Below are 20,404 nucleotides of genomic sequence, written 5' to 3' on the forward strand. Positions count from 1 at the left end.
TACCGATTTCAGACACTACCGCTAGCCATAAGCGTATACAGGACGTGACTTTGCGCTAAGTTTAATGGTTTTGCTGTTACCTGAGTCAGCAAAAAGCAAAAAACCCACCATAACACGAGGCTATGATGGGTCTGCAATAGGTGGAGTCGACATATAAGCCGGGTTCTGTTCCGCTTGCGCGGTAGTAGCCATTCCTCTAGGCCAGCAATCACTCACTGGCTCAAGCAACCTACCCGCCTCCTAACGCGAGCAACGCTATGTGGAGGCCTATTTGGTCTTGCTCCGGGTGGAGTTTACCCTGCTACGAACTGTTGCCAGTCGCACGGTGCGCTCTTACCGCACCCTTTCACCCTTACCTGATCCCATCCCGAAGGAGAGGCCATCGGCGGTTTGCTCTCTGTTGCACTTGTCGTAGGCTTGCGCCCCCCAGGCGTTACCTGGCACCCTGCTCTATGGAGCCCGGACTTTCCTCCCCCTTATCAGTCTCCCTGGCGATAGGCCAAGGGACGTCAATAAGGCAGCGACTACCCAGTCAACTCCGCGGCGGATTGTAGCGAGAAGTGTGAACAGAGTCCAGAAACAATCGGCTAGCCCGCCAAATCTCGGTTTAACTGCTTACTTTGCATTCAATTTGGAATCAAAAGCGAAAAAAAACCGCTGCACGCAGCGGTTTCTTCCTTTAACCAAGCGGATCAGAAATTACTTTTTCTTTTTCGCTTTGGCGTTTGGCAGGTCAGTGATGGTGCCTTCGAATACTTCAGCCGCCAGACCAACAGACTCATGCAGCGTTGGGTGAGCGTGAATGGTTAGTGCGATGTCTTCTGCATCACAGCCCATCTCAATCGCCAGACCGATTTCACCCAGCAGTTCACCACCGTTAGTACCTACGATAGCACCACCGATCACACGATGAGTCTCTTTATCGAAGATCAACTTAGTCATACCGTCTGCACAGTCAGAAGCAATCGCACGGCCAGAGGCTGCCCATGGGAAAGTCGCAACTTCATAGTTGATACCTTCTGCTTTCGCTTCTTTTTCTGTCTTACCAACCCAAGCAACTTCTGGCTCGGTGTAAGCGATTGATGGGATCACTTTTGGATCGAAGTAGTGCTTCTTACCAGAGATCACTTCTGCCGCTACGTGGCCTTCATGCACGCCTTTGTGTGCCAGCATTGGTTGACCCACGATGTCACCGATCGCGAAGATGTGCGGAACGTTAGTGCGCATTTGCTTATCCACGCGGATAAAGCCACGCTCGTCCACTTCCAGACCCGCTTTCTCAGCATCCAGCAGTTTACCGTTTGGTACACGGCCAATCGCAACCAGAACCGCATCGTAACGCTCAGCTTGTGCTGGTGCGCTCTTACCTTCCATTGAAACGTAGATACCATCTTCTTTCGCTTCAACTGCGGTAACTTTGGTTTCCAGCATCAGGTTGAACTTATCTTTGATGCGTTTGGTATAGACTTTAACCATATCTTTATCCGCAGCAGGGATAAGTTGGTCAAACATCTCAACCACATCAATTTTAGAGCCCAGTGAGTGGTAAACCGTCGCCATTTCGAGACCGATGATACCGCCGCCCATGATCAGCAGTTTTCCAGGCACTTCTTTCAGTTCCAGCGCATCGGTTGAATCCCAAATACGTGGGTCTTCATGCGGAATGAATGGCAGTTTGATTGGACGAGAACCTGCGGCAACGATCGCGTTATCGAAAGTTACGACAGTTTTACCCTCTTCGCCTTCCACTTCAATGGTGTTCGGGCCAGTGAATTTACCGTAGCCGTTCACTACGTTCACTTTACGCATTTTTGCCATACCAGCCAGACCACCGGTCAGCTGATTGATCACTTTTTCTTTCCACAGACGAACTTTGTCGATGTCTGTTTTTGGCTCGCCAAACACGATACCGTGCTCAGTCAGCGCTTTAGCTTCTTCAATCACTTTTGCAACGTGCAGCAGTGCTTTAGAAGGAATACAACCAACGTTCAGACACACACCACCTAGCGTGTTGTAACGTTCGATGATGACGGTATCCAGACCTAAGTCTGCACAGCGGAATGCGGCGGAGTAACCAGCAGGACCGGCACCAAGCACCACGACTTGGGCTTTAATTTCTTTGCTCATTTCGACCTCTTGTAGTCAATATCCCTAACAGGCTGATGGGTGTTCTATCTAGTTGTTTTATTTACAAACGAATCAAAAACGAATGTTTCAAATCAATCATGTAAAACGATTACTTTCAGACCGCAACAGTTTACAGAGATGTTAATGGTGTGAAAAGTAAATCCATGTAGCCTGTGAGCTAGACAACAATTCAACGGAAAATCAGTTTCAACGTCAAATTGGGAGATAACCATTAAATCGGGTGGCTTTCGCCACCCGAGAATGCGCTTACAGTACCAGACGACGGATGTCGCTTAGGCACTCGTTCAGGTAAGTAATGAAGCGTGCACCTTCTGCACCGTCGATCACGCGGTGATCGTAAGACAGTGACAGTGGCAGTTGCAGACGTGGCGCGAACTCTTTGCCGTTCCACACTGGCTTCATCTCAGACTTAGACACACCCAGAATAGCAACTTCTGGTGCGTTAACAATTGGGGTAAACGCTGTACCGCCAATGCCGCCTAGGCTAGAGATAGTGAAACAGCCACCTTGCATATCAGCTGCAGTCAGCTTACCGCCACGGGCTTTCTTCGAGACTTCAGCCAGCTCTTTGGACAGCTCGTAGATGCCTTTCTTGTTCACATCTTTAAACACAGGAACCACCAGACCATTTGGTGTATCCACTGCGATACCGATGTTCACGTATTTCTTCAGGATCAAGCTTTCGCCGTCGTCAGACAGAGAAGAGTTGAACGCAGGGAAAGCTTCCAGCGCTTTCGCAGCGGCTTTCATGATGAACACCAGCGGTGTGATCTTCATACCTGTGTCGCGCTTCGCTTCCATCGCGTTTTGCTCTTGACGGAATTTTTCTAGCTCAGTAATGTCTGCATTGTCCCATTGGGTCACGTGCGGGATCATCACCCAGTTACGGTGCAGGTTAGCACCAGAGATTTTCTTGATGCGAGACAGTGGTTGCACTTCGGTTTCACCGAACTTGCTGAAGTCCACTTTTGGCCAAGGCAATAAGCCCAGAGCAGCGCCATCACCTTTGCCTGAAGCGGTTGCTTGCGCGCCAGATTCCAGACGTTTCAGCGCTTCTTTCACGTAGCTCTGTACGTCTTCTTTCAGGATACGGTTCTTACGGCCAGAGCCTTTTACTTTGGCTAGGTTAACGCCAAATTCACGAGCCAGACGACGCACTACTGGAGAAGCGTGTGAGTACTCATGGTTTTCTTGGAATTCGCCACTTGCTGCAGGTGCAGCCGCCGCAGGAGCTACTGCTTGAGCAGGTGCTGCCGCTGGTGCAGAAGCTTGAACAGGTGCCGCTACTGGCGCTGCGCCAGCAACTTCAAACACCATGATCAGCGAGCCAGTTTTCACTTTATCGCCTGCTGCTACTTTGATCTCTTTTAGAGTTCCAGCAAAGGGTGCTGGTACTTCCATAGAAGCCTTATCGCCTTCTACTGTGATCAATGATTGCTCTTCGCTGATGCTGTCGCCCACGTTAACCATGATTTCCGTTACGGTCACTTCGTCACCGCCGATATCAGGTACTTGAACTTCTTTCAGTGCTGCAACGGCTGGAGCAGCGGCTGCCGCTGGTGCCGAAGCTTGAACTGGTGCTGCAACTGGCGCAGCGCCTGCTACTTCAAACACCATGATCAGTGAGCCAGTTGATACTTTGTCGCCAGCGGCGATTTTGATCTCTTTAACCGTACCTGCGAAAGGTGCTGGTACTTCCATTGACGCTTTGTCGCCTTCAACGGTGATCAGAGATTGCTCTTCAGCAACCACATCGCCAACTTTAACCATGATTTCAGTCACTTCAACTTCATCACCGCCAATGTCTGGTACTTGCACTTCTTTCAGTGCAGCTGCCGCTGGAGCCGCAGCAACAGGTGCAGCTGCTTGAGGCACAGGAGCTGGTGCAGCCGCTGCTGCACCTTCCGCTTCAGCTACTGTTTCAAATAGCATGATCAGAGAGCCAGTAGACACTTTGTCACCTGCAACCACTTTGATCTCTTTAACGATACCCGCTTGAGAAGCAGGAACTTCCATAGAAGCTTTGTCGCCTTCAACCGTGATCAGAGATTGCTCTTCAGCCACTTTGTCGCCGACTTTGACGAGAATCTCAGTGACTTCAACCTCATCCGCACCGATGTCAGGTACATAAATTTCGATTGCCATTACTTTTCCTACCTTCAATTAAGCGTACAGCGGGTTGGTTTTTTCAGTATCGATGTCGAATTTCTTGATTGCTTCTGCAACCACTGATTTCTCAACTTCACCACGTTTAGCCAGTTCATTCAGCGCTGCGACTACCACGTAACCAGCATTCACTTCAAAGTGACGACGCAAGTTTTCACGGCTGTCTGAACGGCCGAAACCATCCGTACCCAGCACTTTGTAAGACTCAGCAGGAATGAACGCACGTACTTGATCCGCGTAGTTCTTCATGTAGTCAGTCGCTGCGATAGCAGGCTCAGTACCCATCACTTGTGCGATGTAAGGGACTTTCACTTCTGCTTCTGGGTGCAGCATGTTGAAACGATCACACGCTTGGCCATCACGCGCCAGCTCGTTGAATGAAGTCACAGAGTAAACATCAGACGCTACACCGTACTCTTCACTCAGAATTTGTGCTGCTTTACGCACTTCGTTCATGATGGTGCCTGAGCTCATCAGTTGAACTTTTGCTTTGTTACCAGCCGTTCCTTGAGACGAATAGCTTTCCAGCTTGTAGATACCTTTACGGATACCTTCTTCAGCGCCAGCAGGCATTGCTGGGTGAGCGTAGCTTTCGTTCATCAGTGTCAGGTAGTAGAACACGTTCTCTTGCTCACCGTACATACGACGGATACCGTCTTGCAGGATTACCGCAACTTCGTAAGCGAAGGTTGGGTCGTAAGAGATACAGTTTGGTACTGTGCCTGCCAGAATGTGCGAGTGACCATCTTCGTGCTGTAGACCTTCACCGTTCAGCGTTGTACGACCTGCAGTAGCACCCAGTAGGAAGCCACGCGCTTGTTGATCGCCCGCCATCCACGCCATGTCGCCAACACGTTGGAAACCGAACATAGAGTAGTAGATGTAGAACGGGATCATCGGCAGGTTGTTGGTGCTGTATGACGTTGCAGCCGCAACCCAAGATGACATTGCACCCAGCTCGTTGATACCTTCTTGCAGTACCTGACCTGAAGTCGCTTCTTTGTAGTAAGAAACGATATCACGATCTTGTGGGGTGTAGTTCTGACCGTGTGGGTTGTAGATACCGATTTGACGGAACAGACCTTCCATACCGAACGTACGTGCTTCATCTGCGATGATTGGAACGATGTTTTGACCAATGTTCTTATCTTTCAGCAGGATGTTCAGTGAACGTACGTACGCCATGGTTGAAGAAATTTCACGGCTTTGCTCTTCCAGCAGCGGCTTGAACTCTTCCAGAGCCGGCACAACGAACTCACCAGTGAAGTTAGGCAGACGTTGAGGAGTGTAACCGTGCAGTGCTTTACGACGAGCGTGCAGGTATTCGTACTCTTTTGAGCCTTCTTCCAGTTTCAGGTAAGGCAGGTCGTTGACTGCTTCATCTGAAATCAGGTCTTGCAAACCAAGGCGGTTACGCATCGCCAGAACATGGGTCATATCCATCTTCTTCACTTGGTGCGCAATGTTCTTACCTTCAGCGGCATCACCCATGCCGTAACCTTTAACGGTTTTCGCTAGGATAACGGTTGGACGGCCTTTAGTTTCTTGAGCGTTTTTGTACGCTGCGTACACTTTAGATGATTCGTGACCACCGCGTTTCAGAGCGAAAATCTCATCATCAGTCATGTCAGCAACCAGTGCTGCTGTTTCTGGGTACTTACCGAAGAAGTGCTCACGAACATACGCGCCATCTTTCGATTTGAACGTTTGGTAGTCGCCGTCGATGGTTTCGTTCATCAGTTGCAGCAGTTTACCAGTGGTGTCTTTCGCCAGCAGTTTGTCCCAACCGTTGCCCCAGATCACTTTCACTACGTTCCAGCCAGCGCCACGGAACAGACCTTCCAGTTCTTGGATGATCTTGCCGTTACCCATAACAGGGCCGTCCAGACGTTGCAGGTTACAGTTGATCAGGAAGCAGAGGTTATCCAGCTTCTCACGCGCTGCGAAAGAGATCGCGCCGCGTGATTCTGGCTCGTCCATCTCACCGTCACCAAGGAACGCGTATACGCGTTGTGCCGTGGTGTCTTTCAGGCCACGGCCGTTCAGATACTTCAGGAAGCGAGCTTGATAAATTGCAGAAATTGGACCCAGACCCATAGATACGGTCGGGAATTGCCAGAATTCAGGCATCAATTTCGGGTGTGGGTAAGAAGGAATGCCTTTGCCATCCACTTCCTGACGGAAGTTATCCAGTTGCTCTTCAGTCAAACGGCCTTCAACGAAAGCACGTGCGTAGATCCCTGGAGAGATGTGACCTTGATAGTAAACCAAGTCACCACCGTCTTGCTCATTTGGAGCACGGAAGAAGTGGTTGAAACAGGTTTCGTAGAAAGCAGCTGAAGATTGGAAAGAAGCCATGTGGCCACCCAGTTCCAGATCTTTTTTCGATGCACGCAGCACGATCATGATCGCGTTCCAGCGAATGATTGAACGGATACGACGTTCGAGCGTGGTGTCACCTGGGTAAGCAGGTTCTTGTGCCGCAGGAATGGTGTTGATGTAGTTAGTCGTCACGCCAGTTGGCATGTCTACCCCATCCAGACGCGCTTTTTCTAGCACTTGCTCAAGCAGGTACTGCGCACGTTCTACGCCTTCTTCACGGACAACGGATTCAAGGGCAGCAAGCCACTCCTGAGTTTCCAGTGCATCTACGTCATGCTTCATGTCAGACATGGCGATCTATCCTTCTGTTGGTTGGATTTAAGTTGAATCGCAATGGCCGCTATTGCGGCTCATTACCCTGCTGAATTCGACGCAGAGATCGCTCACGGCGAGTCTGTTCACGAGTCAAATCCAACAACGTTTCTTCGATATAAGCTAAGTGAGAATGGGACATTTCACGTGCCTTTTCCGGCTGACCCGAAACAATCGCATCCACAATGTTAGCCCGGTGTTTGCTTACTTTCTCTACCGCTTCAGGGCGGCGATGTAAGAGTTTAAAATTCTGGCGAATATTCTGCTCAAGCAGTGGGCTCAAGCTGCGTACGATGTGCAGTAGCACAACGTTGTGCGCCGCTTCGGTAATGGCGATCAAAAAGGCCATCACGCGCTCCGCTTCTTCATCCACATTGTTCAATGCCTGTGCTTCTGCAATACGCGTTACACAATGTTGAATGCGAGCAAAATCTTCTTCGGTACCACGCAACGCCGCAAAATAGGCGCAAATGCCTTCCAGTGCATGACGCGCTTCCAGCAGATCCAGTTGAGTTTCGGAGTGGCTAGACAATAAATTTAGCAGAGGATCAGAAAAGCTCTGCCAAATACGGTCGCTAACGAATGTACCGCCACCTTGACGACGGGTGAGCAAGCGTTTGGCTTCCAGGCGTTGTATGGCTTCTCTGATCGAGGGGCGAGACACTTCAAACTGTTTGGCTAGCTCGCGTTCCGGAGGAAGTTGCTGACCGGGTGAGAGTGTTCCTTCCACTATCAGTCTCTCCAGTTCTTGTTCAATCACATCGGAGAGCTTTGGCTGACGAATCCTTTGATAAGCCATAATTTATTGTTCTTCTACTCTTATTCTTCTTGCTGGCAATTGGTAATACCAATTTTATGTTGGTGCAGAAATTAACATAATTAAAACGCCAGTGTCCAGCCGAAAATTGACCTAAATCATAGAACCGCTCACGCTCTAACAATCCAGCAACAATAGTTGATTAAAACAGCAAAATTATTGGTAAGACCAATTACAACTTATATACAGGTGGGGCTTTAATGGGCTAGAAGTGTCAATTGATGACAATTTTTGAATAAAGATGAAGGCAACAAGTAAAAAATGACAAGAGCGGAGCATTGCACTCACGAATCAATTTCCCCCTTTGCCGAAAGGGGGAAGCTCTACTTCGCTTCTAGATAATCAATCATGAGTTGCAATGATTGATTACCGCGAAACTCGTTGATGTCCAGCTTGTACGCTAAGCGTATCGTTTTTACCGACGCATCCGGCCAGCGGCGCAGATCAACGTTAAACGCAATGCCATCGATCATCACATTGGTCGGGAAGCCTTTATACAGCGGCTCTAACATCAGTTTGAGGTGCTTTTCGCCAACCAGTTTTTGGTGTAGCACTTTAAATTCACCATCAAACAGCGGTTCAGGAAACGCTTGTCCCCACGGGCCACCGGCACGCAGTAATTCGGCAGTATGCAGCGAAAACTCTTCTGGTTTCAGCTCACCATCACTGAGAATAATGCCTTTAAGTGCCGCTTCATCCAGCTCTTCACGCACCACTTGGTCAAACAGTCGGCAAAAACGCTCAAAATTTTGCTCTTCAATAGTGAGACCCGCCGCCATCGCGTGGCCACCAAACTTGAGAATGATGCCCGGATTTTGCGTATCAATTTTATCCAACGCATCACGCATATGCAGGCCAGGAACCGAACGACACGAGCCTTTAAGCTTGCCATCGCCACCTTCAGCAAACGCAATCACGGGGCGGTGGTATTTTTCTTTAATACGCGAAGCGAGAATGCCGATCACCCCTTGGTGCCAATCGCGCTGAAATAGCACCAAGCCGTAAGGCAGCTCGCGATCATCGCTCAGTTGCAAACGCTCACAAAACGCGACTGCCTCTTGCTTCATCCCCTCTTCAATCTCTTTACGGGTTTGATTAAGACCGTCCAGTTCACTGGCCATACGCCGCGCCGCGTGAATGTTATTACACAGCAAAAGCTCAACGCCGAATGACATATCATCCAGACGCCCTGCTGCATTAATTCGTGGCCCGAGCGCAAAACCAAAATCGGCAGCCACCAAACGGCGCGCATCGCGCTTAGCCACTTCAATCAGTGCTTGAATCCCGGGACGCGCTAAGCCCGCACGAATACGCTGCAAACCTTGATGCACCAGAATCCGGTTGTTGTCATCCAACGGCACCACATCCGCCACCGTGCCAAGCGCCACTAAATCGATCAACTCCATCAGTTTCGGTTCAGCAATGCCTTGTGCAGCAAACCAACCTTGCTGACGCATGTGCACGCAAAGTGCCATCATCAAATAAAACGCCACCCCTACCCCAGCCAGCGCCTTAGAAGGAAAAGCACACTGCTGCAAATTCGGGTTCACCATGGCATCGACCTCAGGCAATTGCTGTCCCGGTAGATGGTGATCGGTCACCAACACTTGCAAGCCTTTCTGCTTGGCGTAACGCACACCTTCCAGCGAAGAAACGCCGTTATCCACTGTCATGATCATCTCTGCGCCGCGCTCAATCGCTTGATCAACCACTTCGGGGCTCAGGCCATAACCATCTTCAAAACGGTTCGGCACTAAGTAATCCACGTTGTGGCTGCCGAGCATACGTAGCGCGAGCACCGAAAGCGCCGAACTGGTTGCGCCATCGGCATCAAAATCCCCCACCACTATGATGCGTTTTTGCTCGGCAATCGCGGCAAACAGCAATTCGACCGCACGTTCAATCCCATGCAGTTGCTTAAAGGAATGCAGTGCTTTGGCGGCTTTTTCGAGTTGCGCGATATCACGCACACCACGGTTGAGGTAAAGCCTGCGCAATAGCGGGTCGATATGGTCAGGAAGAAGAGAAAGATCGGGGTCTGGACGTCGCTGTATTTCTATCATGCTGTGACAGGCCAAAGTTGCCTTTGGCCTGATTCCTTAATCGGTTGGAGATTATTGAGTGGCTTGCAGGCGTTGCAGTAGTTGTGGCGCAGGCAAGTAACCGCCAACCATCTCACCATTAGGCAGGAAGATCGCCGGAGTACCGCTAATGCCAAGCTCATGACCTAGCATATAGTGCTGCTCAATCGTCTTCTGGCACTGAGCAATATCTTTATCGGCAGTGATGGTTTTACGATTGGTTTTCGCATCGTGCATCGCCGCTTTCGGATCATTTGAACACCAGATGGCCGCCATCTGATCAGCCACTTGGCCTTTAGGCCCTTGGCGTGGGTAAGCCAAATAGCGCACGGTAATGCCTAAGTCATTGTATTCTTTGAGCTGACTGTGCAGTCGCACACAGTAACCACACGTGATATCGGTAAACACGGTGATTGCGTATTTTTCATTCGGCGCTTTGTACTCAATCATAGTGTCTTGCAACGCGGCCAACTTCTTCGCATTCAATGGCGCTTGGCGTTGAGCCACAACATCAACGTAGCCGCCATTGGCATCCAGTGCGTACAACGTCCCCGCGATGAAGTGCTCTCCATTCGGCGAAGAAAAAAGAATACCGCCTGACGTTTGTATTTCGAGCAAACCATCCATATCTGCGGGTTTAATGTCTTGAATCTGTAATCCCAGTTTGGCAAAGCGCTGCTCAAGTTCGGCTTTGTTGAACTCGGTGGGTGCAGTGCTCGCTTGTACGTTGAATGCCATACTCAGTAAAGGAAATGCCAGCCATGTTAGTCGGCGCAGTACGCTCATGAAAATCACCTTATTTTCAAGCCCTTGGATGGTGCTCGTTGTGGAGTTGTTTAAGCCGCTCAGTCGCGACATGAGTATAAATTTGTGTGGTCGATAAATCACTATGCCCAAGCAGCATCTGCACCACGCGCAGATCCGCCCCGTAATTGAGCAAGTGAGTAGCAAATGCATGGCGCAATACGTGTGGGGAAAGCTGTTCAACATCAATCTCCGCAATCACCGCATAGTGCTTAATACGATGCCAAAAGGTTTGCCGAGTCATTTGTTGACCACGACTGCTCGGGAATACGATATCCGATGTCTGCTCCCCAAGGAGTAAAGACCGTCCCTGCTGCAAAAAAGTTTCAATCCATTCAACAGCATTTTCACCCATTGGGACTAAACGCTCTTTACCGCCCTTACCAATCACCCGCACGACACCTTGGCGTAAGCTCATGTTTTCCATGGTCAGCGACACTAATTCGGTCACCCGCAACCCGGTCGCATACAGTAATTCGAGCATGGCTTTATCGCGCAGCTCTATCGGTGTTTGTGGATCCGGCGCACTTAAGAGCGCTTCAACTTGCGCTTCAGTCAAATCTTTCGGTAAGCGCGTTGGCAATTTCGGGCTGATTAAAAGTGCACTTGGGTCATCGGCACGTACCTTCTCACGGTGCAGGTATTGAAACAACCGGCGAATCGCTGACAGCATACGCGCTTTCGAGGTCGGTTTATAATCCTGCTCCGTCAACCAGATTTGGTACTCTTGCAGTCCCGAAAAGCTAATAAAATCGAGCCGATACTGATGCTGCGCCATCCAGCCGAGTAGTTTACTTAAATCATTGCGATATGAGGCTACGGTATTTTCTGCCAAACCGCGCTCAAACCACATCGCATCTAAAAATTGTTCCACCAACCCTTGGTCGGGAGATAAGGCTTCGCTCACTCTGTCCTCAGCTTTAGCACTCTATTTACAGCGGGTTTAATAGCATAAAAACGCGTGTGATGCAGGATATTGGCTGCATTCCGATCATTTTTATGGTTAGAATTTGCCATTCCTTCGCAGACAGATACAAATTATTGATGAAGATTGGTCTATTTTATGGCTCAACTACCTGCTATACCGAAATGACCGCGGAGAAAATTCGCGCCATGTTAGGTGAAGAGTTGGTGGACATCCACAACGTAAAAGAATCCTCCCTCACTTTAATGAGTGATTACGACCTTTTACTGTTGGGCATTTCAACGTGGGATTTCGGTGAAATTCAAGAAGACTGGAGTGCGGTATGGGATCACATCGATGGCGTGTCGCTAAAAAACAAGTACGTCGCGTTATTCGGCTTAGGCGATCAAGAAGGCTATGGCGAATGGTACCTGGATGCGATGGGACTACTGCACAACCAGATCAAGAAGAGCGGAGCTAATATCATCGGCTACTGGCCAACTCAAGGCTATGAATTTGAAGCCTCTAAAGCCCTGACTGAAGATGGCAGCCATTTTGTCGGCCTCGCGCTGGATGAAGATTCGCAATACGACTTGAGTGACGAACGCATCGCGACTTGGGTCGAGCAAGTGCTGACCGAGTATCACGACGCGATTTAGCTTAAACAGGCTGAGCCGTTAAAAACTCCTTCCCCTAATCAGGGAGGGAGTAACACTTTATTTATAGGGAAACCAATCCCGCACGAAAACGCCGCCAATCAAACACCAAACCGGGGTCGGTTTTGCGTAGCGGCGCAATATACTGATGCCCCGTAATGCGCGGTAGAGTGATGTGCGGGTAATGCACCATCAAAGCTTGGGTCAGCTCAGTCAACGCTTGATATTGCGCATCGGTATACGGCACAAAATCGCTCCCCTCTAGCTCAATGCCAATCGAGTAATCATTGCACTTGGCTCGACCGGCAAAAGAGGATACACCCGCATGCCACGCGCGCAGATGAAACGGCACAAACTGCACCACTTCACCATCACGGCGGATCACGCAGTGCGCCGAGACGCGCATTTTGGCGATCACCTTAAAAAACGAATGTTGATTGGCATCCAGCTCGCCCAGAAAAAACTGCTCAATGTACGGGCCGCCAAACTGGCCGGGGGGCAAACTGATGTTGTGCACCACCAACAATGAAACATCTTCCCGATCACTGCGTGCATCACAATGCGGAGAAGGGACTTTTCTGGCATGGCTGTACCAACCTTGGCTATCAATCATTTCTTCTCCTTGCCTTGGGCTTTCATCGAATGGCCACCTTATTCGTCTCTATATCCTCAAACAACGGAGAGTTGCAGGTAGCTGACAGTGGGTTTATCTCCAACATCGACCAACGCGATGATGATGATGATGATGATGATGATGATGATGATGAACAAACCTAACCAACACCGCGGCAACTTCAATGAGAAACGGATACTTGAATGACGCTGATTTTACCTAGCTAACAGCGAAATGCGAGATTAGAGGCTGAATTCTTAGGCAACAGTCAGTATCATGGCGTGGTTTGGTTTAACACAGCAAATAACACGGAAATTCGACTTGCGATGAAAGAAACTCACAACAGTCAGGATCGCCTTGCGTACCTGAAACAGCAACTGCCTGCCGATATTACTCGCAGCGTGATCGACACATTAAAAGAAGACTTAGGGGGAACGCTCGACCCAGCCGCGGACATCACGGCAAGCCTCATCCCCGCCGATCGCATCAATACGGCAACCATCATCACTCGTGAAGCGGGCGTGTTTTGTGGCCAGTTGTGGGCGGATGAAGTGTTTAAACAGCTCGGCGGCCAAGTGAGCATTGAATGGCATGTACAAGATGGTGATACGCTCTCGCCTAACCAAACCTTGTGTACCTTAACCGGGCCTGCGCGTATTCTGCTCACCGGTGAGCGCAACGCGATGAACTTTATCCAAACCCTTTCCGGTTGCGCCACGGCTACTGCGCGTTATGTGCAAGAGCTCAAAGGCACCCAGTGCCGTTTGCTCGATACTCGTAAAACCATTCCCGGCCTACGCAGCGCCCTGAAATACGCCGTGGCTTGTGGCGGCGGTTATAACCACCGCATCGGCGTGTTTGATGCTTACCTCATTAAAGAAAACCACATTATTGCTTGTGGCGGGATCCGTCAGGCCATTACCACCGCCAAGCAGCTCAATCCGGGTAAACCCGTCGAAGTGGAAACCGAAACCTTGGCGGAATTGGAAGAGGCGATCAGCGCCGGTGCCGACATCATTATGCTCGATAACTTTAGCCTTGAGATGATGCGTGAAGCGGTAAAGATTAACGCCGGGCGCGCCGCGCTGGAGAACTCCGGCAATATCACGCTGGATAATCTCAAAGAGTGTGCCGAGACCGGCGTAGATTACATCTCGGTCGGCGCACTGACCAAACACCTCAAAGCCCTCGATCTCTCGATGCGTTTTAAGTCGTAACACTTGAGACTAACTTCAAACATTTCAAACAGTTAACAGGAGGCATCAAGTCTCCTGTTTTTGTTTCTAATAACTCATTTAGTCACATAAGTTTTTAAGTGCCTCGAAGTTTTTTGTATTCATCATGCAAATCAATAGGTTAAAACCCTAACTCACTCGAAGAGCGCTCGCGACTCGATTCCCCCCTTGTGTAGCAAGGCATATGCTCACTGCGCTTAATACGCAAACACCTACGGAGGGAATTATGAAAGCGTATAAAAACAAACAACAGCAAGGTTTTACCTTAATTGAATTGATGATTGTGGTAGCGATTATTGGTGTGTTGGCTGCTATCGCTATTCCAGCATATCAGGATTATGTTACCAAAAGCGAAGCATCTTCTGCTATTGCCACTTTGAAGGCTCTGCAAACTCCTGCGGAATTACACATCCAAGAGGAAGGTGATATCACAGCAACAACTTCACTTGCTGATTTAGGCACAAAAACTGATGCAAACCCACTAGGAGAGATAACCACTGGGGACAACTCTTTGATTTTTACTTTTCCATCAACAGGGAATTTGGCTGATGGGGTAATAACCCTCGCAAGAGATAATGATGGCTGGTCTTGCACTAGAACTGTAAATGCGAAACTAATTGATCTAGATATTGATAGTTGTGGTCCATAGACAAAATCAATAAATAATCAATATTTTATGCTCACCAACCTTGTTGCTATCTTGCGTCAGGCTGAGTTAATCAGCGCAACGCAAGAACAAGCGGTGGTTACCCAAGTCAGCGCTTCGGGAACTTCGGTGCCCGATGCGCTGCTTGGTTTAGGTTTTTTTCACCCCCGAGAACTGACCGAACAACTGAGCCATATTTTCGGCTTGCCGGAAACCGACCTCAGCCGCTACGACTACGCCAGCCTGTGCCAACAGCTTGGGCTGCGTGAACTGATTACCCGCTACGATGCCTTGCCGATTGCCAAGCAAGGCACTTTATTACTGCTCGCCGTCTCAGACCCGACCTTACTGCAAGCCGAAGAAGAATTTCGTTTTGCCACTGGGCTGCAAGTTGAACTGGCACTGGCCGATCACCGTGCGCTACAAGCGGCCATCCGCCGTTTGTATGGTCGTTCGATTCAAGGCGCCGCCAATCAAGGCAAAGAGATCAGCCAAGATGAGCTCGCCAATCTGGTTAAAGTCGGCGATGACGAGCTGCAATCGATCGAAGATCTCAGCCAAGATGAGTCCCCTGTCAGTCGCTTTATCAACCAAATATTACTCGATGCGGTGCGTAAAGGTGCCTCGGATATTCATTTTGAGCCTTATGAAAACCAATACCGAATTCGCCTGCGCTGCGATGGGATCTTGGTCGAAACTCAGCAACCCGCCAGCCATTTAAGCCGCCGTTTAGCCGCACGGATTAAAATTCTCTCCAAATTAGATATTGCCGAACGCCGCTTGCCGCAAGATGGGCGAATTAAACTGCGCCTGAGCCGCGATACCGCGATTGATATGCGCGTTTCCACGCTTCCCACTTTATGGGGCGAAAAAATCGTGCTGCGTCTGCTCGATAGCAGCGCCGCCAATCTGGATATTGATAAGCTCGGCTACAACCCGCAGCAAAAGCAGCTCTATCTCAATGCCCTCAAAAGACCGCAAGGGATGATTTTGATGACAGGCCCCACCGGCAGCGGCAAAACCGTTTCGCTCTATACTGGGCTGCGCATTCTTAACACGTCACAGATCAATATCTCGACCGCGGAAGATCCGGTGGAAATAAACCTCTCTGGGATTAACCAAGTGCAAGTGCAGCCAAAAATCGGCTTTGGCTTTGCCGAGGCGCTACGCTCGTTTCTGCGCCAAGACCCTGATGTAGTGATGGTCGGCGAAATCCGCGATCTGGAAACCGCCGAAATCGCGGTTAAAGCCGCGCAGACCGGTCACTTAGTGCTTTCCACGCTGCACACCAACTCGGCCGCTGAAACCGTGATTCGCTTAGCCAATATGGGGGTGGAGCCATTTAACCTCGCGTCTTCACTCAGTTTAATCATTGCCCAGCGCCTCGCGCGCCGCTTGTGTAAACACTGCAAAATCGCAGTGCATCCTTCCGTCCTATTGCAAAGCCAATTTGCGTTTCAGCCGAATGAAATCTTGTATGAAGCCAATGCCGCAGGGTGCAACGAGTGTACGGGCGGCTATTCAGGGCGCGTCGGCATCTATGAAGTGATGGCGTTTAATACCGAGCTGGCAGAAGCCATTATGCAACGTGCCACCATTCACAAAATTGAACGTTTAGCCAAAACCAATGGCATGCAAAGCTTGCAAGAATCCGGCTTAGAAAAACTACGTGAGGGCATCACCAGCTTTGCCGAGCTACAACGCGTGCTCTATTTTTAACCGTTTCATTTTTTATACCTTGTAACTCTACCCATGACATGGCGAGCCGAAACATGAAAGCAACCAAACATGTAGCCTTAAAAAACTATCGCTGGAAAGGCATCAACAGCAACGGCAAAAAAGTGTCGGGTCAAATGCTTGCCTTAAACGAATTGGAGGTTCGCGATAAGCTCAAAGAGCAGCATATCCAAATCAAAAAACTCAAGAAGGGCAGCGTTTCTCTCCTCTCTCGCCTGACCCATCGTGTCAAGACGAAAGACATCACCATTCTTACCCGCCAATTAGCCACCATGCTGACTACGGGCGTACCGATTGTACAAGCCCTCAAGTTGGTGGGCGATAATCACCGTAAAGCTGAGATGAAATCGATTCTGGCGCAAATCACCAAAAGCGTGGAAGCGGGCACGCCGCTTTCCAAGGCGATGCGCACCGCCAGCGCCCATTTTGATACCTTGTATGTCGACTTAGTGGAAACGGGAGAAATGTCAGGAAATCTACCCGAAGTGTTTGAGCGTCTGGCCACCTACCGCGAGAAAAGTGAACAGTTGCGCGCGAAGGTGATTAAAGCGCTCATCTACCCCAGCATGGTGGTGTTGGTCGCGCTTGGGGTTTCCTACTTGATGTTGACCATGGTGATCCCAGAGTTTGAAAGCATGTTTAAAGGCTTTGGTGCTGAACTGCCTTGGTTTACACAGCAAGTGCTGAAGCTCTCACACTGGGTGCAGGCTTACAGTTTATGGGCATTTATCGCCATCGTAGCAGCCATTTTTGGCTTGAAAGCGCTGCGTAAAAACTCCTTCCAGATCCGTCTAAAAACCAGTCGCTTAGGGCTGAGATTTCCGATTATTGGCAATGTACTCGCCAAAGCCTCCATCGCGAAATTCAGCCGCACGCTTGCCACCAGCTTTGCTGCGGGGATTCCGATCCTCGCCAGTTTGAAAACCACGGCAAAAACCTCAGGCAATGTGCACTTTGAAACCGCGATCAACGAGGTACACCGTGACACCGCCGCCGGTATGCCCATGTATATCGCCATGCGTAATACCGAAGCCTTCCCTGAGATGGTGCTACAAATGGTGATGATTGGTGAAGAATCTGGCCAATTGGATGACATGCTCAACAAAGTCGCCACCATCTATGAATTTGAAGTCGATAATACGGTCGATAACTTAGGCAAAATATTAGAGCCGCTGATCATCGTTTTTCTGGGCATCGTGGTGGGCGGCTTGGTGGTGGCGATGTACTTACCTATCTTTAACTTAATGAGTGTATTGGGTTAGTATGGCATCAAACGGCGTGCCCTTGAGCGCGCCCTCAATTTGCTTAGAGCACAATGGATGGAACTGTTTTACTACTACCCTTGGTTATTTCCTGTTTTCGCCACTTTGTTTGGCTTGATTGTCGGTAGCTTTCTCAATGTGGTGATCTACCGCTTACCCAAAATCATGGAGCGTGAATGGCGCGCGGAATGTGCGGCGAGTTTTCCTGAATATGGCATCACGCCACCAGAGGGACAGCTCACGCTCAGTTTGCCACGCTCAACCTGCCCACACTGCCAAACACCGATTCGCGTGATTGATAATATTCCACTGCTCAGTTGGTTGGCGCTGCGCGGTAAATGCTCACACTGTAAAGCACCGATCAGCGCTCGTTATCCCTTGATTGAGCTACTCACTGCCCTCATGAGCTTAGTGATTGCTACTCACTTTCCATTCGGAGTGTTTACCGTGGCGCTGCTGTTTTTCAGCTATGTATTGATTGCGGCGACCTTTATCGATCTCGATACCATGTTGCTGCCCGACCAATTAACGCTGCCTTTACTGTGGGGCGGTATTGCGCTGGCACTGCTTGGCTTTTCTCCAGTCTCACTCAGTGATGCGGTGATCGGAGCTATGGCGGGCTATCTCTCGCTGTGGTCGATTTATTGGCTGTTTAAACTGCTGACTGGTAAAGAAGGCATGGGCTATGGCGACTTCAAATTACTCGCGGCACTGGGCGCTTGGTTGGGTTGGCAGCTGTTGCCGGTTATCGTGCTGCTCTCATCCGTAGTCGGCGTAATTTTCGGTTTAATCCAACTGCGCCAGCAGAAAAAAGGCATCGATATGGCCTTTCCATTTGGTCCTTATTTGGCTATCGCCGGGTGGTTTGCCTTGCTGTGGGGCGAGAAGGTGATTAATTGGTACTTCACCGTTTGGGTAGGACAACCGCTATGAGTTTTGTCGTGGCATTAACTGGCGGTATCGCCAGTGGCAAAACCACCATCGCCAACCTGTTTCACGAACAATTTGGCATTGATCTGGTCGATGCCGATGTGATCGCACGTGAAGTGGTTGAACCGGAAACCGAAGGATTAAAAGCGATTACCGCCCATTTTGGGCAATCGGTCTTGCACTCTGATGGCTCTCTCAATCGTGCCGCGCTGCGTGAACGCATCTTTGCCGATCCGGATGAAAAAGTCTGGCTCAACCAACTGCTGCATCCGATGATCCGCCAAGGTATGCGCCAAGCGCTCACCCAAACCACTTCACCTTATGCGCTGTTGATTGTGCCTTTGCTGGTCGAGAATCAATTGCAAACCATGGCCGATCGCGTGTTAGTGGTCGATGTCGATGAACAAGTGCAAATTGAGCGCACCATGGCGCGCGATAAGGTATCTCGCGAACAAGCTGAGGCTATCCTTGCTGCGCAAGCCTCGCGTGCTCAGCGTTTGGCAATGGCTGATGATGTGCTCAAAAATAACGCAGAAAACCAGAAACTTTTGCCTCAAATCACACTATTGCACCAAAAGTATCTAGCCATGAGCAGGCAAAATTTGTGAGAATAAGTGCAAAGAATCCAAGGCTAGCTCAATGATCACGCACCAGTTTGAACACCCTCTCAATGAAAAAACACGCATCTACCTGCGTGTCGAAGCATTGCTCAATCAGATGGAGCGTGCCTCCGCGTTCAGTGATGGTTTTCAACATCAACTTTTCTTCCGTTCGCTGTTCGATATGCTCGAAATTTTTGAGCAAATTCAGCTGAAAAGTGAACTAGCTAAAGATATGGAAAAGCAGCGCTTAACCTATCGCAGCTGGCTGAATGTGGAAGGGGTGGATCAAGAGATGCTTAACTCTCTTCTAGCCGAAGTCGATGAAGTGCATCGTGATTTAATGAGTGCTGAGCGTTTTGGCCAATCACTCAAAGAAGATCGCTTTCTCAGCGCAATTCGTCAGCGCTTTAATCTACCGGGTGGTTCATGTTGCTTTGATTTGCCGGCGCTGCACTACTGGTTGCATTTACCACTGGAGCGCAAAACGCATGATGCCCAACTATGGATGCAAACCCTCACGCCGCTTTCGAACGCACTCAAGCTGTGGCTTAAGTTGACTCGTGAAACTGGCCACTATCGCTCACGCATGGCAAGCAACGGTTTCTACCAAAGCGATGCGGAAGATGCCAACATCCTGCGCCTTGCGATTCCACTTGAATACGGTGTTTACCCGATGATTTCTGGACATAAGAACCGTTTTGCCATCAAATTTATCGACTTTCACAACGGGCAAGCCTGCACTCAAGATATCGCCTTTGATTTGGCGGTGTGCTGCTAAAGCCTCACTACTTTTTTCTCGAAAGAACTTTACGAACTTAGCTTTAATGAAAAGTAAGCCGTTACAGCTATTTTCAATAGGACAGTGTTATGACCAAAAAACTCACTATCGTAAAATGCCCACAATGTGGCACTGACGTGGAATGGGGTGAACAGAGCCCACACCGCCCATTTTGCAGCAAACAGTGCCAGATGATTGATTTTGGTGAGTGGGCAGATGAAGAAAAAGCCATACCCGGCGCGCCTGATATGTCAGACAGCGATGGTTGGTCAGAAGATCAGTATTAATTCTCGGGTTTGAGAGTAAAGAAAGAGGAGCCAAATGGCTCCTC

Annotated in this window: 18 protein-coding genes and 1 other RNA gene; 10 read left to right on the plus strand and 9 right to left on the minus strand. The window is 49.6% G+C overall.

Translation table 11 applies throughout. The features are described 5' to 3' along the window. Positions 1-138: 138 nt before the first annotated feature. From rnpB to xerD, 8 genes are all read right to left on the minus strand, one after another. Positions 139-540: RNase P RNA component class A (gene rnpB, locus VOA_RS18940), an RNA gene on the minus strand. 159 nt (positions 541-699) lie between these two features. Beyond that, positions 700-2,127, minus strand: coding sequence for a dihydrolipoyl dehydrogenase (gene lpdA / locus VOA_RS01560; RefSeq protein ID WP_000031534.1), 1,428 nt, complete (start codon positions 2,125-2,127; stop codon positions 700-702). Between the two features lie 267 nt (positions 2,128-2,394). Beyond that, positions 2,395-4,293, minus strand: a complete 1,899-nt coding sequence (gene aceF, locus VOA_RS01555; protein ID WP_000963619.1) for a pyruvate dehydrogenase complex dihydrolipoyllysine-residue acetyltransferase — start codon at positions 4,291-4,293, stop codon at positions 2,395-2,397. Between the two features lie 18 nt (positions 4,294-4,311). Continuing rightward, on the minus strand, positions 4,312-6,987 hold the full coding sequence (aceE, locus tag VOA_RS01550) for a pyruvate dehydrogenase (acetyl-transferring), homodimeric type (RefSeq protein ID WP_001281974.1): 2,676 nt from the start codon (positions 6,985-6,987) through the stop codon (positions 4,312-4,314). Positions 6,988-7,036: 49 nt separating this feature from the next. After that, positions 7,037-7,807, minus strand: coding sequence for a pyruvate dehydrogenase complex transcriptional repressor PdhR (gene pdhR, locus VOA_RS01545; protein ID WP_000331318.1), 771 nt, complete (start codon positions 7,805-7,807; stop codon positions 7,037-7,039). Positions 7,808-8,148: 341 nt separating this feature from the next. Beyond that, a complete protein-coding gene (gene recJ / locus VOA_RS01540) occupies positions 8,149-9,888 on the minus strand; it encodes a single-stranded-DNA-specific exonuclease RecJ (protein WP_000570141.1) in 1,740 nt (579 codons plus the stop codon). A gap of 51 nt (positions 9,889-9,939) precedes the next feature. Next, entirely contained in the window at positions 9,940-10,692 is a 753-nt protein-coding gene (dsbC, locus tag VOA_RS01535) for a bifunctional protein-disulfide isomerase/oxidoreductase DsbC (protein WP_000115058.1), read from the minus strand. 16 nt (positions 10,693-10,708) lie between these two features. Then, complete coding sequence (gene xerD, locus VOA_RS01530) at positions 10,709-11,587, minus strand: site-specific tyrosine recombinase XerD (protein ID WP_032468424.1); 879 nt, start codon at positions 11,585-11,587, stop codon at positions 10,709-10,711. A 167-nt stretch (positions 11,588-11,754) separates the two neighbouring features. On the opposite strand from xerD, the gene fldB reads away from it, so the two are divergent. Continuing rightward, positions 11,755-12,273 carry a flavodoxin FldB gene (gene fldB / locus VOA_RS01525; RefSeq protein ID WP_000690115.1) on the plus strand — a complete coding sequence of 173 codons (519 nt, stop codon included), beginning with the start codon at positions 11,755-11,757 and terminating at the stop codon, positions 12,271-12,273. Between the two features lie 61 nt (positions 12,274-12,334). On the opposite strand, the gene ampD is transcribed toward fldB, so the two are convergent. After that, the gene (gene ampD / locus VOA_RS01520; protein ID WP_000567322.1) at positions 12,335-12,883 is read right to left on the minus strand and encodes a 1,6-anhydro-N-acetylmuramyl-L-alanine amidase AmpD; all 549 of its coding nucleotides are present in this window, start codon (positions 12,881-12,883) and stop codon (positions 12,335-12,337) included. Positions 12,884-12,912: 29 nt separating this feature from the next. Here ampD and VOA_RS20360 point away from each other — a divergent pair, with 29 nt between their 5' ends. The 9 genes from VOA_RS20360 to yacG all read left to right on the plus strand — a co-directional run bounded on the left by VOA_RS20360 (position 12,913) and on the right by yacG (position 20,360). Continuing rightward, complete coding sequence (locus tag VOA_RS20360; protein WP_269667657.1) at positions 12,913-13,047, plus strand: hypothetical protein; 135 nt, start codon at positions 12,913-12,915, stop codon at positions 13,045-13,047. Between the two features lie 162 nt (positions 13,048-13,209). Then, positions 13,210-14,100, plus strand: coding sequence for a carboxylating nicotinate-nucleotide diphosphorylase (gene nadC, locus VOA_RS01515; protein ID WP_000665268.1), 891 nt, complete (start codon positions 13,210-13,212; stop codon positions 14,098-14,100). A gap of 244 nt (positions 14,101-14,344) precedes the next feature. Beyond that, entirely contained in the window at positions 14,345-14,767 is a 423-nt protein-coding gene (locus tag VOA_RS01510; protein ID WP_000649334.1) for a pilin, read from the plus strand. Between the two features lie 27 nt (positions 14,768-14,794). Continuing rightward, positions 14,795-16,483, plus strand: a complete 1,689-nt coding sequence (gene pilB / locus VOA_RS01505; RefSeq protein ID WP_000957199.1) for a type IV-A pilus assembly ATPase PilB — start codon at positions 14,795-14,797, stop codon at positions 16,481-16,483. A gap of 53 nt (positions 16,484-16,536) precedes the next feature. Then, positions 16,537-17,763 carry a type II secretion system F family protein gene (locus VOA_RS01500; RefSeq protein ID WP_000648398.1) on the plus strand — a complete coding sequence of 409 codons (1,227 nt, stop codon included), beginning with the start codon at positions 16,537-16,539 and terminating at the stop codon, positions 17,761-17,763. A 57-nt stretch (positions 17,764-17,820) separates the two neighbouring features. After that, positions 17,821-18,696, plus strand: a complete 876-nt coding sequence (locus VOA_RS01495) for a prepilin peptidase (RefSeq protein ID WP_000418765.1) — start codon at positions 17,821-17,823, stop codon at positions 18,694-18,696. Beyond that, positions 18,693-19,301, plus strand: coding sequence for a dephospho-CoA kinase (gene coaE / locus VOA_RS01490; RefSeq protein ID WP_000011546.1), 609 nt, complete (start codon positions 18,693-18,695; stop codon positions 19,299-19,301). The genes VOA_RS01495 and coaE overlap by 4 nt, the downstream gene beginning before the upstream one ends. 31 nt (positions 19,302-19,332) lie before the next feature. Further along, entirely contained in the window at positions 19,333-20,073 is a 741-nt protein-coding gene (gene zapD, locus VOA_RS01485; RefSeq protein WP_000628073.1) for a cell division protein ZapD, read from the plus strand. A gap of 89 nt (positions 20,074-20,162) precedes the next feature. Next, positions 20,163-20,360: a DNA gyrase inhibitor YacG gene (yacG, locus tag VOA_RS01480; protein WP_000162865.1), complete on the plus strand. Its 198-nt coding sequence runs from the start codon at positions 20,163-20,165 to the stop codon at positions 20,358-20,360. Positions 20,361-20,404 lie beyond the last annotated feature (44 nt).

Source organism: Vibrio sp. RC586 (assembly GCF_000176715.1).
GTDB lineage: Bacteria > Pseudomonadota > Gammaproteobacteria > Enterobacterales > Vibrionaceae > Vibrio.

Coding starts and splice junctions, on each gene's coding strand:
- lpdA (WP_000031534.1), bottom strand. CDS start 2,127: ATGAGCAAAGAAATTAAAGCCCAAGTCGTGGTGCTTGGTGCCGGTCCT.
- aceF (WP_000963619.1), bottom strand. CDS start 4,293: ATGGCAATCGAAATTTATGTACCTGACATCGGTGCGGATGAGGTTGAA.
- aceE (WP_001281974.1), bottom strand. CDS start 6,987: ATGTCTGACATGAAGCATGACGTAGATGCACTGGAAACTCAGGAGTGG.
- pdhR (WP_000331318.1), bottom strand. CDS start 7,807: ATGGCTTATCAAAGGATTCGTCAGCCAAAGCTCTCCGATGTGATTGAA.
- recJ (WP_000570141.1), bottom strand. CDS start 9,888: ATGATAGAAATACAGCGACGTCCAGACCCCGATCTTTCTCTTCTTCCT.
- dsbC (WP_000115058.1), bottom strand. CDS start 10,692: ATGAGCGTACTGCGCCGACTAACATGGCTGGCATTTCCTTTACTGAGT.
- fldB (WP_000690115.1), top strand. CDS start 11,755: ATGAAGATTGGTCTATTTTATGGCTCAACTACCTGCTATACCGAAATG.
- ampD (WP_000567322.1), bottom strand. CDS start 12,883: ATGATTGATAGCCAAGGTTGGTACAGCCATGCCAGAAAAGTCCCTTCT.
- VOA_RS20360 (WP_269667657.1), top strand. CDS start 12,913: ATGGCCACCTTATTCGTCTCTATATCCTCAAACAACGGAGAGTTGCAG.
- nadC (WP_000665268.1), top strand. CDS start 13,210: ATGAAAGAAACTCACAACAGTCAGGATCGCCTTGCGTACCTGAAACAG.
- VOA_RS01510 (WP_000649334.1), top strand. CDS start 14,345: ATGAAAGCGTATAAAAACAAACAACAGCAAGGTTTTACCTTAATTGAA.
- pilB (WP_000957199.1), top strand. CDS start 14,795: ATGCTCACCAACCTTGTTGCTATCTTGCGTCAGGCTGAGTTAATCAGC.
- VOA_RS01500 (WP_000648398.1), top strand. CDS start 16,537: ATGAAAGCAACCAAACATGTAGCCTTAAAAAACTATCGCTGGAAAGGC.
- VOA_RS01495 (WP_000418765.1), top strand. CDS start 17,821: ATGGAACTGTTTTACTACTACCCTTGGTTATTTCCTGTTTTCGCCACT.
- coaE (WP_000011546.1), top strand. CDS start 18,693: ATGAGTTTTGTCGTGGCATTAACTGGCGGTATCGCCAGTGGCAAAACC.
- zapD (WP_000628073.1), top strand. CDS start 19,333: ATGATCACGCACCAGTTTGAACACCCTCTCAATGAAAAAACACGCATC.
- yacG (WP_000162865.1), top strand. CDS start 20,163: ATGACCAAAAAACTCACTATCGTAAAATGCCCACAATGTGGCACTGAC.